The 13,101-nt window shown below is 73.8% G+C and carries 11 protein-coding genes; 5 read left to right on the top strand and 6 right to left on the bottom strand.

Annotated features, from left to right (window positions below; translation table 11 throughout):
- Positions 1–146 precede the first annotated feature (146 nt).
- Both AC1Z4A_RS19090 and AC1Z4A_RS19085 read left to right on the top strand, forming a co-directional pair.
- Positions 147–722, top strand: a complete 576-nt coding sequence (locus AC1Z4A_RS19090; protein ID WP_483680389.1) for an RNA polymerase sigma factor — start codon at positions 147–149, stop codon at positions 720–722.
- Positions 719–1,822 carry a maleylpyruvate isomerase N-terminal domain-containing protein gene (locus AC1Z4A_RS19085; protein ID WP_483680387.1) on the top strand — a complete coding sequence of 368 codons (1,104 nt, stop codon included), beginning with the start codon at positions 719–721 and terminating at the stop codon, positions 1,820–1,822. Before AC1Z4A_RS19090 ends, AC1Z4A_RS19085 begins: the two co-directional genes overlap by 4 nt.
- Before the next feature lie 28 nt (positions 1,823–1,850).
- Here the strand turns inward: AC1Z4A_RS19085 and purU are convergent, their stop codons facing one another.
- From purU to AC1Z4A_RS19065, 4 genes are all read right to left on the bottom strand, one after another.
- Positions 1,851–2,714: a formyltetrahydrofolate deformylase gene (gene purU, locus AC1Z4A_RS19080; protein WP_483680385.1), complete on the bottom strand. Its 864-nt coding sequence runs from the start codon at positions 2,712–2,714 to the stop codon at positions 1,851–1,853.
- Positions 2,715–2,775: 61 nt separating this feature from the next.
- Complete coding sequence (locus AC1Z4A_RS19075; protein WP_483683643.1) at positions 2,776–3,273, bottom strand: SCO4402 family protein; 498 nt, start codon at positions 3,271–3,273, stop codon at positions 2,776–2,778.
- A 47-nt stretch (positions 3,274–3,320) separates the two neighbouring features.
- A complete protein-coding gene (locus AC1Z4A_RS19070; protein ID WP_483680383.1) occupies positions 3,321–5,063 on the bottom strand; it encodes a hypothetical protein in 1,743 nt (580 codons plus the stop codon).
- A gap of 159 nt (positions 5,064–5,222) precedes the next feature.
- Positions 5,223–6,611, bottom strand: coding sequence for an NsdA family TPR-like regulatory protein (locus AC1Z4A_RS19065; protein WP_483680381.1), 1,389 nt, complete (start codon positions 6,609–6,611; stop codon positions 5,223–5,225).
- Between the two features lie 310 nt (positions 6,612–6,921).
- Between AC1Z4A_RS19065 and AC1Z4A_RS19060 the strand changes: the two genes are divergently transcribed.
- From AC1Z4A_RS19060 to AC1Z4A_RS19050, 3 genes are all read left to right on the top strand, one after another.
- Positions 6,922–7,596, top strand: a complete 675-nt coding sequence (locus AC1Z4A_RS19060) for a bifunctional DNA primase/polymerase (RefSeq protein WP_483680379.1) — start codon at positions 6,922–6,924, stop codon at positions 7,594–7,596.
- Between the two features lie 134 nt (positions 7,597–7,730).
- Positions 7,731–8,522, top strand: coding sequence for an ABC transporter ATP-binding protein (locus AC1Z4A_RS19055; protein ID WP_483680378.1), 792 nt, complete (start codon positions 7,731–7,733; stop codon positions 8,520–8,522).
- Entirely contained in the window at positions 8,519–10,132 is a 1,614-nt protein-coding gene (locus AC1Z4A_RS19050) for a transporter (RefSeq protein WP_483680376.1), read from the top strand. The genes AC1Z4A_RS19055 and AC1Z4A_RS19050 overlap by 4 nt, the downstream gene beginning before the upstream one ends.
- A gap of 57 nt (positions 10,133–10,189) precedes the next feature.
- Here AC1Z4A_RS19050 and AC1Z4A_RS19045 read toward each other — a convergent pair whose 3' ends face one another.
- A complete protein-coding gene (locus tag AC1Z4A_RS19045; RefSeq protein WP_483680374.1) occupies positions 10,190–11,680 on the bottom strand; it encodes an FAD-dependent monooxygenase in 1,491 nt (496 codons plus the stop codon).
- A 148-nt stretch (positions 11,681–11,828) separates the two neighbouring features.
- Entirely contained in the window at positions 11,829–12,716 is an 888-nt protein-coding gene (locus AC1Z4A_RS19040) for an alpha/beta fold hydrolase (protein WP_483680373.1), read from the bottom strand.
- Between the last annotated feature and the right edge of the window lie 385 nt (positions 12,717–13,101).

The following is a 13,101-nucleotide window of genomic DNA, read 5'->3' as shown; positions in this document are numbered from 1 at the left end:
CCATACCATGCGCAGCCGTGCCGAAGGTCCACCTTTCCGGGTTTCATCCCAAACGCTCGTGCGCTGTCCGACCCTGCCGATAGATTCGGCAGTGGGGCGTACAGCAGTGCAGAAGTGCAGGAGCGCGTACGGAGGGGCCGGGCCGGATGAGTCACGACGCACCACCTCGGTGGGACCGCAGGATGCAGCAGCGGCTCTCGCACGGCGAGGCCGCCGCGCTCGGCGAGCTGTACGACCGCTACGCCTCCCTCGTGCACGGCATGGCCCACCGCGTCCTCGGCGACGAGGGCGGCGCCGACGCCGTCACGCGCGAGGTTTTCGGCCACATCTGGGAGCACCCCGGGGAGTACGACCCCAGACAGGGCCCGCTGCGCTCCTGGCTCGCCGGGCTCGCGCACCGGCACGCCGTCAGCCGGCTGCGCAGGGCGGCGGACGACGGGGAGCGCTCGCCCGAGGAGATCGAGGCCAAGGTGCGCGCCGCCAGCGCCGCCGCCCGCGCGGACTACATCGTCACGTCCATGCCCGCTCCGCTGCGGGCGGCGCTCGACCTCGCCTACTTCCGGCGGCTGGACTACCGGCAGGCCGCGGCCCGGCTGGGCGTCACGGAGGACGAGGCGCGGCGGCGGCTGCGGCTCGGGCTCCAGCTGCTCTCCACGGCCCACGACGGCCCCCGGGCCCGGGCCGTCTCCCCGCCCGGCGGCTTCCTCGGAGCCGTGCGGTGAACGGCCCGTCCCGCCCTGCTCCCCGGCCCCACCCGGTGCTCAAGTCCCTGCTGGGGGCCTGGGCGCTGGCCGCCTGCTCGGCCGAGGAGACCGCCGCCGTCGAGGAGCACCTGACCGACTGCGCCTCCTGCGCGGACGAGGCCCTGCGGCTGCGCGACGCGGTAGCCCTGCTGCACCCCGAGGACAGCCTCGACCTCGACCCCGCGCTGCGCTCCCGCGTCCTCGCCGGGGCGCTCGTCCGCAGGCCCGCCCGGATCCCCGTGCCGCCCTGGGCCGCGCCCTACGAGGCGGAGACCTCCCGGCTGGACGCGCTGCTGCGCGACATCGGCGAGGCGGAGTGGCGGGTGCCGGTGCGGCTGTCGCGGTTCGACGGGCGGCGGGCCGTGGAGCGCGAGGAGACGGTGGCCGGGGTGATCGGCCATCTGACGGCCGTGGACGGGCTCGTCGCGGGCACGCTGGGGCTGCGGACGGCCGACGACGGCGCGGGCGAGGCGGCAGCGGCAGCGGCAGCGGCAGCGGAAACGGGGCCCGGAGAGGTGCGGGCCGCCTGGCGCGACCAGGGACGGGCGCTGATACGCACCGTCTCCTTCGCGGACGGCGGGGTGGCCGACGCCCCCGTGGAGTACGGGCCGTTCAGCCTGCCGCTGCGGGACGCCTTCCTCGACCGGGCCTTCGAGTGCTGGGTCCACGCGGAGAGCATCGCGGAGGCGGTCGACTACCCGTACGAGCCGCCGTCCTCGTCCCACCTCCACCGCATGATCGACCTCGCCGCGCGGCTGCTGCCGTCCGTGATCGCGGCCCGGCGCCGGGCGGGGCTGGCCGCGCCCGCGCGCACGCTCGTCCTGGCGGGCACTCCGGGGCGGGCGCTGCACCTGGAGATCGAGGGCCGGGGCGGTGGCCACTGGTACATCGCGCTGGACTCACCGGGGTCGGTCGGGACGCCGGCGGGCGAGGTGGCGCATGTGGCGCTGGACGGGGTGGAGTTCTGCCGGCTGGCGGCGGGGCATGTGGTGCCGGGGGAAGCGGCGGCGGGGTCGCTGGGTGATGCGGAGGCCGTGCGCGACGTTCTGTACGCGACGGCTTCGCTGTCGCGGCGGTAGCCGGGGGCCGAGCCCCCGGCCCGGCTCACTACGCGAAGACCACAGTCCGGGTGCCGTTGAGGAGGACGCGGTGCTCGCTGTGCCACTTCACTGCGCGCGCCAGCGCCTGGCACTCCACGTCGCGGCCGATCGCCACGAGCTGCTCCGGGCTCACCTCGTGGCCCACGCGCTCGACCTCCTGCTCGATGATCGGGCCCTCGTCGAGGTCGGCCGTCACATAGTGCGCGGTTGCGCCGATCAGCTTCACACCGCGCGCATGCGCCTGGTGGTACGGCTTCGCGCCCTTGAAGCTCGGCAGGAAGGAGTGGTGGATGTTGATGACGCGGCCGGACAGCGCCTTGCAGAGGTCGTCCGAGAGCACCTGCATGTAGCGGGCGAGCACGACCAGCTCGACGTTCTCCGCCTGGACCAGCTCCAGCAGCTTCGCCTCGGCCTCCGCCTTGTTCTCCTTCGTCACCGGGATGTGGTGGAAGGGGACGCCGTACGAGCCGACCAGCTCGGCGAAGTCCGTGTGGTTGGAGACGACCGCCGCGATCTCCACCGGAAGGGCCCCGATCCGCGCGCGGAAGAGCAGGTCGTTGAGGCAGTGCCCGAACTTGGACACCATCAGCACGATCCGCATCTTCTCGTCGGCGCGGTGGATCTGCCAGTCCATGTGGAAGGAGTCCCCGACGGCCGCGAAGCTGGCCCGCAGCTTCTCCAGGGTCACCGGGTCCTCGGCGCCGAAGTGGACGCGCATGAAGAACAGGCCCGTGTCGCGGTCACCGAACTGCTGGCTGTCCTCGATGTTGCAGCCGGTCATGAAGAGGTAGCTGGACACCGCGTGCACAATGCCCTGCTTGTCCGGGCAGGAGAGGGTGAGGACGTACTGCTGGGCCTGTTCGGTGGTCATAGCCCAATAGCGTCGCACATCCGCGGGCCCCTCCCGACCGGCCACGGCCCCACGCCCAAGGTCAGATCCGGGTCAGATGCGCGAGAACGGCCAGCGAGCGGGGCTGCACGTCCGGGTCGTCCCCGTCGTTCACGGCCAGCCTTGCGTGTGCCTCGCGTGCGGCCCGTACCGCCTCCGGCCAGCCGTGGTGCTCGAGGAACGCCGAGACGGGCGCGTCCGCCCCGACCTGGTGCATGATCCGCAAGACCCGCAGTACGGCGACGTCGACGAGCGCGGCCTCCCCGGAGTCCCGGAAGACGGTGCCGACGTACTTCTCGGCCGACCAGTTGTCCAGCCAGGTGTCCTCGACCAGGCGGTAGACGGCGTCGGTCACATCTCCGTAGCCATCGAGCCCGGCGAGCCAGCACTCACGCTGGAAGACCGGGTCCGAGAGCATGTGCAGCGCGGAGCGCACGTTCGTGCGCCAGCGCCACCACGGCATGTCATTGAGCGGCATGCCGTCCATGGTGGTCGAGCGGCGGCCGCGACGGGAAGACTTCTCCGAACCTTGCACAGCAATCGATCGTACGTTCCTACCGTCCGGCGCCGCCGTCCCCCCTCCGGCTGCTACAGCTGCGACCAGTCGTGCGGGGTCAGCCCGTACTGCTTCGCGATCGGGTTCCACAGGTCCGCGGCCCGCTTCTTCGCGGCCGTCGCGTCGGCGCTGGCGCGGTCGCCGAGGAGGCTGTCCTTGCTCGGGCGCGCTTGGCCGCCGATACAGCCCTTCTTGCCCTTGGCCTGGTCCGCCCAGGCCGCGTAATGGCTGTCCGCCGAGGCCGACGACTTCCACGCCTTGGACAGCTGGGCCTTCAGGTCCGCGTTGTTGGGCAGCTTGTCCAGCTGCGCCTGGTCGAGCCGGGAGGCCAGGCCGTTGCGCTGGCCCGCGGCGTCGCGGAGGTCCCCGGCGGACTTGTCGAGGTCCTTGCAGTTCCGGGTGGAGTCGACCGCCTTGATCACGGCGTCCCGGCTGCTGCTGCTCTCCTTGAGCAGCGCGTCCAGCGCCTTGGCCTGGGCCAGGGCCGGGTCGTCGGACTGCTGGGGCTTGGACGGCTCGGGCTTGGCGGTGGCGTCGTCGCCCTTGTCCGTCGAGGGCGCGGTGGGGGCCGTGCTCGCGGCGGTGTTCTCCTTGCCGCCCTTGTCGTCTCCCCCGCCGCTGAGCAGCGCGCCTGCGCCGAGCCCGGCCACGGCACAGCCCGCGACCACGGCGGCGATCAGCACGGCGGGCGACTTCTTGCGCCCGGGGCCACGGCCACCGCCCTGGGCGCCCCGGGGCGCGTTCGGGCCCTGCGGCGTGCCCGGCCCGCCGGGTACGGGCGCCGGGGCCGCCATCGGGGCGGAGTACGCCGGGGACTGCGGCGCACGGTGACCGGCCGGCGCGGGGGGCGGGACGGGCGGCAGCTGCTGCGTCGGTGCAGCGGCGCGGAAGAGCGTGTCGAACTCGGCGGGCGGCGGACGGTCGCCCGCGGGGGCCATCACGCTGTAGGGCGTGGCGACGTTGACGGAGCCGGCACCGGCATCGGCACCGACCGGCGGCACCACGACGGTGGGCGCCGCGTCCACGCCGGCACCCGGCGCGGCAGGGTTCGTTCCGCCCGGACCCGCAGCCCGGACCGGCGGGATGACGGCCGTGGGGGCCGCATCGGCAGGTGTGCCGCCCGGCGGCGCGTACGGCGGAGGCGGCAGCGGGGCGCCGCCGGGCATCGAAGCACCCGGCATCGGGGATGCGCTCAGCGGGGGCAGCAGGGTCGTCGCCTCGGCGTCGCTCGTCCGGGGCGGAGCGAGGCGGTCCTCGTCCGCGTTGACGATCGGCGGCAAGTACTGGGTGGCCTGCTCGGCGTCCGTCCGCGGCGGCACCAACTGCGTGGCTTCCGAGGAGAATTCGGGAACTCGGTGCGATATAGGCGGAGTCAGGGGCGTGCCGGATATGCCGGGCATGCCTCCGTTGCCGGCTCCGCCCACGGGCGGCAGCAGCGCGGTGGCTTCGGCGTCCGTCCCGGCAGTCGGCGGCGCGTACGGCGGAGGCGGCAGCGGCACACCGCCCGGCATCGGGGCACCACCCGGCATCGGCACACCACCGGCCGCAGGAGCACCACCCACAACCGGAGCACCGCCCGGCATCGGGGGCGCGCCCAGCGGGGGCAGCAGCGCCGTGGCCTCCGCGTCGCCCGCGCCCCGCGGGGCCTCCGGCGGGAGCGGGGTGCTCCTGGTCGCGCCACCCCAGGGGTCGGCCCAATCATGGGCAGGCCGCACTGGCGGCGCGGGCGGGACCGCAGGATGCTGCGGTTCGTTCCCCTGTCCGCTCTGCGTCACCGGGACTCCTCAGGCTGTAACGGGACTTACGGAACCGGCGGCTCACGCTACCGGGTCGCCCCAGTACTCGGCCAAGTACCGCCAATTCGCCCCGTTCACCCCTGTCGCTCCCGGCCGCCCCAGGCCCCGGACCGTCGGTCCGGACCCTGGGGCCACTTCCTATGCCGCCTGCAACTCCATCCGCGCCCCGAACTCCCTTACCACCGGCTCGTCCCGGTAGGGCTCCAGCCGCTGCTGGAAGTCGTCCAGGTACTCCGAACCGCGGTTGGACCGCAGGGTGCCCAGCAGTTCCAGGGCCCGGGTGCCCGTCGCGCAGGCCTCCTCCACCTCGCGCTGCTGGACGTGTGCCGTGGCCAGCAGCAGCAGGTCGATCGCCCGCCTGCGCACCCGGCCCTGCGGATGCACGGCCAGCGCGTCCTCCGCGTGCCGCCGCGCGGGCTCGGCCTGGCCCAGGTCACGGTGACAGTGCGCCAGTTCGTCCGAGAGGTACGCCCGGTCGAAGTGCCGGATCCACGGCGGATCGTCGCCGGAATCCTGCCCGTTGTCGGCGGCCTCCAGCCGGGACACCGCCCGGGAGGCGACCACCTGGCAGGAACGGGCGTCGCCGAGCAGCGCGTGGCCGCGCGCCTCGGCCGCGTAGAACATCGCCTCGGCCCGGGGCGGCACATGCCCCCGCGCCCCCTCCTGCGCCGCCTTGGCGAGCTGTGCGATCTCCCTGGGGTTGCCGAGGGAGGCGGCGAGGTGACTCATGCTGGCGGCCAGGACGTAGCCGCCGTAGCCGCGGTCGCCCGCGGCCTGGGCCAGCCGCAGCGCCTGGATGTAGTAGCGCTGGGCGAGACCGGGCTGGCCGGTGTCCACAGCCATGTAGCCCGCCAGCTCCGTCAGCCGGGCGACGGCGGCGAAGAGTTCGCGGCCGACGGCCTCCCGGTACGAGCCGGCCAGCAGCCCGGAGACGACGCTGTTGAGGTAGTGGACCACCACGGGCCGTACGTGCCCGCTGCCGTACCGGTGGTCGAGTTCGACGAGCGCCTCCGTGGTGGCCCGGACGGCCTCGACGTCGGACGGGCCGACGCGCGCTCCCGCGCTCCGCGCGACCTGGGCGTCGGCGGCGGTGATCAGCCAGTCGCGGCTGGGCTCGACGAGCGCGGAGGAGGCCACCGACGTCCCGCTGAGGAAGTCGCGGCGGCCCACGTCGCTGCGCCACAGCTCGCAGACCTGCTCGATGGCGCCGAGGACGGTCGGGGAGAACTGGAGCCCCACGCCCGAGGCGAGGTTCTTGCCGTTGGCCATGCCGATCTCGTCGATCGTGACCGTGCGGCCCAGCTTGCGGCCGAGGGCCTCGGCGATGACGGCCGGCGCCCGGCCCCGGGGCTGCTGCCCCCGCAGCCAGCGGGCTACGGAAGTCTTGTCGTACCGGAGGTCCAGCCCGTGCTCGGCACCGCACATATTGACTCGGCGGGCCAGCCCGGCATTGGAGCAGCCGGCTTCCTGAATGAGCGCCTGCAGCCGTTCGTTCGGCTGTCGCGCCACGAGTGGCCGTGCGGCCATTTCTTACCCCCTGGGACTGCTATGCGTTCGCGATGAGAACCGCGAGATGCGGAGTAGCCGGTACGGCTGTGAACGCCTTCTCCTGTGATCTTTGCCCCCCTGATATGCGGAGAATGCAGGACTTGCCGGTATTGACATCAATAGCGGCAATGACCTAGGTCAGCGTCCGCCGCCCAGGTGGCTACCCCTTCGCGGCGGCGAACCCCCGCCTGCGCCCCCGTACATGCATCCGTGCGCCCCGCGTGCTGTCGCCGCCCGTTGCGAGGAGGGTCCGCCGGAGCCGTAACCCCTGGTGACAGCGGGAGTTGTGATGAACGTGGAAGAGACCATCGGAGTAGGAGCCCCGCACATCCCCCAACAACGCGCCGAGCACGTACTCGACGCCGCGGCAAGGTACGCGGAGGACCGTCACTGGGACGTATTCGCCGGCACCTGGCTGGAGGCCGTGGAGGGACGGGAGCGCTGCTCGTGCGGTGACCTCGGCTGCCCCGCCCCGGGCGCCCATCCGGCCCGCCCCGACTGGGCCGCCCAGGCCACGGGCAGCGCGTCCACCGCGCGCCGCATGTGGGCGAAGCAGCCGCGGGCCTCGATCCTGCTGCCGACGGGCCGTACCTTCGACGCGATCGACGTCTCCGAGTCCGCCGGGTTCCTGGCGCTGGCGCGCATGGAGCGCATGGAGATCCCGCTGGGGCCCATCACCTGCACCCCGTTCCGCCGGATGCTGTTCTTCGTGCTGCCGGGCGGGGCGGCGAAGGTCCCCGACCACATCCGGAAGCTGGGCTGGGCGCCCTCCTCCCTCGACCTGGTGGCCCGCGGCGAGGGCGGCTACGTGGTCGCGCCGCCCACCCGCATCGGCAACCGGGGCCGCGTCCAGTGGGCACGTCAGCCCACGGCCGCCAACCGCTGGCTGCCCGATGCGGAAGAGCTGGTCAGCGCCCTGGCGTACGCCTGCGGGCGCGAGGCCGCACTCAGCCGCAGCCGCTGACGACCGCACCCGAGCGCCCGCCCCTCGCGCCCCCCGGGGCACCCCCTAGGGTGGCCCCGGGGGGCGGGGTTGTGTTCCGTTCCCCGCAGCTTCACCCAGCACCACGCAACAGCACGGGGATCGAGGAACGAGCAGTGGAACGGGACGGAATATCCACGGCGGCCGCCGTACGCATCGAGGGCCTGTGGAAACGCTTCGGCGAGCAGGTCGCGGTGGCCGGCATCGACCTGGAGATACCGGCGGGACAGTTCATCGGCCTGGTCGGGCCGAACGGCGCCGGAAAGACGACGACCCTCTCGATGGTCACCGGACTGCTGCGCCCCGACTCGGGGCGGGTCGAGATCGCCGGCCATGACGTATGGCAGGACCCGGCTGCCGTCAAGACGCGCATCGGTGTACTGCCCGAGGGCCTGCGGATGTTCGAGCGCCTCTCGGGGCGCGAACTCCTCGCCTACACCGGGCGGCTGCGGGGGCTGCCGGGCGACGAGACCGACAAGCGCGCCACCCAGCTCCTCGACGTGCTCGACCTCGCGGGCGCGCAGCACAAGCTCGTCATCGACTACTCCACCGGCATGCGCAAGAAGATCGGCCTGGCCGCCGCGCTGCTGCACAACCCCGAAGTCCTCTTCCTCGACGAGCCGTTCGAGGGCGTGGACCCGGTCTCGGCCCAGACCATCCGCAAGGTCCTGGAGCGCTACACGGCCTCGGGCGCCACGGTCGTCTTCTCCAGCCACGTCATGGAGCTGGTCGAGTCGCTGTGCTCCTGGGTCGCGGTGATGGCCGCCGGCCGCATCCGCGCCCACGGTCCGATCGCCGAGGTGCGCGGGGACGCGCCGACGCTCCAGGACGCGTTCCTGGAACTCGTCGGCGCCCGGGGCCGGTCCTCGGGCGACGACCTCGACTGGCTGGGCGGCACCGCCCGATGAGCACCGCGGCACCCTCCCTGATCGGCACCTTCGTCCGCATCAAGCTCTCGCTCCTGCGGAACGGCCTGCGCCAGTCGTCGGGCCGCAAGTCCGTCTACATCACCTCGATCGTCCTCACCGCGCTCTTCGGGGCGCTCCAGCTCCTCGGTCTGATCGCGCTGCGCGGCCACGACCACGTCGCGGCGCTGACCGTGCTGCTGGCCGCCGTGCTGGCGCTGGGCTGGGCGTTCGTACCGCTCTTCTTCCCCGGCGGCGACGAGACCCTGGACGCCTCCAAGCTCGTGATGCTGCCGCTGCGGACGGCGCCGCTGGTGGTGGCGCTGCTGGCGGCCTCGCTGGTCGGCATCGGCCCGGCCTTCACCCTGCTGATGCTCGTCGGCTCGGTGATCGCGACGGCGCACGGCACCGTGGCGTTCCTCGTCGGCGTGCCCGCCACCGTGCTGTCGCTGCTGCTCTGCCTGGCGTTCGCCCGCGCGGTCGCGACCGCCAACGTCCGGCTGCTGACCAGCCGCAAGGGCAAGGAAATGGCCCTGCTCAGCGGCCTGATCATCGCCGTGGGCATGCAGTTCGTGAACCTCGGCATGTCCAAGCTGAACGCCATCGGCGGCCTGGCCCGGCTGGAGCCCGTCGCGGACGTGCTGCGCTGGGTGCCGCCGGGCTCCGCGCTGGACGCGGTGCGGGCGGCGGGCGAGGGCTCGTACGGACTCGCCGCGGCCGAACTGGCCCTGTCCGCGGCCGTGCTCGCCGCGGTGCTGTGGTGGTGGCAGCGCGGCCTGGCCGGGGTGATGACCTCCGGGGACGCCTCCACCCTGCCCGCCGCCGAGCCGGCCGGGAAGGCCGGCACCGGAACCGGCTTCGGCACCGGCGCGGCCCGGCTGCTGCCCGCCGGGCGGCCCGGCGCGGTCGTGTTCCGCTCGCTGCGCTACCTCGCGCGCGACCCCAAGGCCCGGATGTCCTGGGTGTCCTCGCTGCTCATCGGCCTGGTGCTGCCGCTCGTCAACGCGGCGCAGGGCAGGGGCAGCATCTACTGGGCGTTCTTCGCGGCCACGATGCTCGGCCTCCAGACGTACAACCAGTTCGGGCAGGACGGCTCGGCGTTCTGGATGGTGATGCAGACGATCAGTTCCCCGCGCGACGCCTACCTCGAGCTGCGCTCGCGCACGGCGGTCCTGACGCTGATCGCCCTGCCGTACGTGACGCTCGTCGTGCTCGTCTCGGCCGGGATCACGGGCAACTGGCGGGCCATGCCGATGGTGTGGGGGCTGTGCCTGGCGCTGGTGGGCGCGCTGTTCGCGACGGGCGCCATGGCGTCGGTGCGCTTCCCGTACTCGATCCCGCAGGAGGGGGCGTTCAAGAACGTCGCGCCCGGTCAGGGCGGGATCGCCTGGCTGAGCCTGATGCTCGGCTCACTGACGGGCGCGGTGCTCTGCGTGCCGGTCGTGGCGCTCGCGGTGTGGCTGCACTCGGCGGACTCGCCGGGCCTGCTGTGGGCCCTGGTGCCGGCCGGCGCCGCCTACGGCCTGCTGATCGCCTGGGCGGGGCTGCGCCTCGCGGCACCGCAGGCCGCGCGCCGGCTGCCGGACATCCTGGCGGCGGTCAGCAAGGGCTGACCGCGACGGTGACGGCGACGGTCCGGACCGGCACCCCCGCGGCCGGTCCGGGCCCCCTCAGAAACGGGCCGTTTCGGCGGCCCGTTCCACATATCCGTCGGGGCGCACGAGCAGGCTCGTGCCGCTCGCGTCGGCGCGGGTGACGTTGACGACGGGGATCCCGCCCGTCTCCGACGGCGGGGTCGCCCCGCGCGGCAGGACGCGCACATAAGTGCCGCCGCGCAGCGCCTCGTACAGCCGCGTGGGCCCCTTGCCGTCCAGGGGCTCGGCGAGCGGCAGGTCGGGGGCGCGCCGCCCGGTGAGGGGGTGCGAGCCGGGCGGCGCCGGGTAGGAGATGCCGATGCCGGAGACGAAGAGCATGGCGCGGCGGATGGCACGGGGGGCGAAGTAGGCGCCCACGACGGCCGCGTTGCGCAGCCCCCGGGTGAGGGGCGATGTGGCGAGGGCGGCGCGCACTAGACCGCCGCTGACGCGCAGGACGTTCCGGCCGACGGGGTGGCGCTCGGTGTGGTAGCTGTCCAGGAGGAAGTCGTCGGCCTGGCCCTTGACCACGGCGGCGAGCTTCCAGCCAAGGTTGGCGGCGTCCTGGAGGCCGGTGTTCATGCCCAGGCCGCCCGCCGGGGAGTGGACGTGCGCGGCGTCCCCGGCGAGGAAGACGCGGCCGTCGCGGTAGTGCGGCACCTGGCGCTCGTCGCTGTGGAGGCGCGAGGTCCAGCGGGCGTCGTGCATGCCGAAGTCGCTGCCGAAGGCGGCCCGGACGACGGCCCGGACGGCGTCCATGTCGACGGGGGCGTCGGTGGGCAGGTCGGAGCCGCGCTCCCAGGCGATGACGCGGTACCAGCCGTCGCCGAAGGGGACGAGCAACGCAAAGCCCTCGGCACTCCCGCGGAAGGCGGGCAGTTCGGCGGGGTCGGTGTCCAGACGGACGTCGGCGAGCATGACGGAGCGCAGGACGGACCGGCCCGGGAAGGGCATGCCGAGCGCCTGGCGCACGGCGCTGTGCACGCCGTCGGTGCCGACGGCGAAGCGGGCGCGCAGCGTGCAGTGCCCGCCGTCGCCCGCGGCGCCGGTGTCCTCGGGCCGTACGTCCACCTCGACGCCGTCCTCGTCCTGGCGCAGGCCCGTGACCCGGGCGCCGCGGCGGAACTCGGCGCCGTGCGCGAGGGCACGCTCCTCCAGCAGCCGCTCCACCTCGTACTGCGGGGTGATGAGGGTGCCGCCGAAGCGGGTGGGCAGCTTGGTCAGGTCGGCGGTGGTCGGGCCGAAGAAGCGGATGCCGGGGATGAACGTGCCGGTGGCGATGAGCCGCTCGGCCAGCGAGCGGGCGTCGAGGACCTCGAGGGTGCGGGCGTGGACGGCGAAGGCGCGGGTGAGGTTGGACTCCCGGCCGCGCCGCTCCAGCAGGACGACGCGCACGCCCGCGGCGGCGAGGTCGCCGGCCAGCAGCAGGCCGGTGGGGCCGGCCCCGACGACCAGGACGTCGGCGTCGAAGGCAGGGTCGGGGCGGCGGCCGGGGAGATCGGTGCGGGGATCGGTACGGGGTGACATGACGGCTCCCGAAGGGTGCTGCCGCGGGTCTGCGCCCTGTGCTGCGCACGGCTCCGCGTACTTCCAGTGCACACCCGGCGGCGAATTATGTCAACGACCGTTGAATTAATGCGGAGGGCCCCGTGCCCCGTACGGGCCCGGCCCGCGACTATGCCGGAATGGCCGCTTCCAGGAAGGGCTCGGCCACCCGGCGCCAGCCGTCCGGCTGGTCGTAGTGGACGAGGTGCCCGGCGTCCGGGATCTCGGCGTAGCGGCCGCGCGGCAGGACCCGGACCATCTCCTGGGCCTCGGCCCGGCCGAGCGCGCCGTCCAGGCCCCGCACGACCAGCGCCGGGCACTCCACCAGGGCCAGCTCCTCCCAGTGCGCCTCGTGGGCGTACGCCTCGCGGGCCTGGAGCATCTGGCGGCGGAAGAAGAGCGGGCGCCAGCCGTCGGCCCGCTCGGCCATCACCTCGGCGTAGAAGTCGCCCCGGGCCGGCGCGGGCCGCTCCAGCGTCGGATCGTCCTCGCCGAACCACTTCCGGACGTCCGCCAGCGTCGTGAACGGCACCGGCCAGGAGCTGAACCACTCGCTCCACTCGCGCTGGGTGGCCGCACCCAGGGCGGAGGCCCGCATGTCGCAGATGACCAGGGCGCGTACCAGATCGGGGCGGCGGGCGGCGAGCTGCCAGGCCGTGAGGGCGCCCATGGCATGGCCGATGAGGGTGACCGGGGCGAGGCCCAGCTGCTCGACGGCGGCCTCGGCGTCGGCGACATATGCCTCGGGGACGTAGGGGCCGCTGACGGGCTTGTCACTGCGGCCGTGCCCGCGCTGATCGAGGGCCACCGTGCGATAGCGCCGGGAGAGCCAGCGGGCGGTCTCCGCCCAGTGGGCCGCGCGGCCCAGCAGGCCGTGGAGCAGCAGCACCCCGCCCCGGCCCGGCCCGGCGGCCCGCCCGGCACAGCGGCCGCCGCCGCGCGCCTTGGGCGGCTCGCCGAACTCCCAGGCGGCGAGCCGCACTCCGCCGCTTCCGGCCACCTCGATACGCCGCACCATGAGCCCTGGCACCCCCTACGTCTCCCCCGAGCAGCTCCACCCTATGGAACTTCCATTCGAATGAACCGTTCTCGCGCGCAACACCCCTCGTTCGAGTGACCGGGCAGCAGGATTGACCGTCTGCACCAAGGGGAGAAATCGACCTGGGCGCGGACCGCTCGGGGAAGAAGGTCCGCGAGGCGCACCCTGGGAGCTCGGGGCTCCGGGTCGCCACGGGGGAAAACGGGGAGGTGGGGCCCCGGCCGCCCGCGAGGGCGCCGGGGCCCTTTGACGTGGTGGGCGTGGTGCCCGCGGGCGTGGCGCCCGCGGCAGGCGGCGGTCGTGCGGCCCGCTGCCCTCATCCCGAAGCCCCCTCCCCCAGTCGGCGGCGCGCGCATATGCGTTT

The organism is Streptomyces sp. 17_S59, assembly GCF_056930295.1.
Note: the sequence above shows the minus strand (reverse complement) of the source record. Positions and strands in the feature narration are given on the sequence as shown.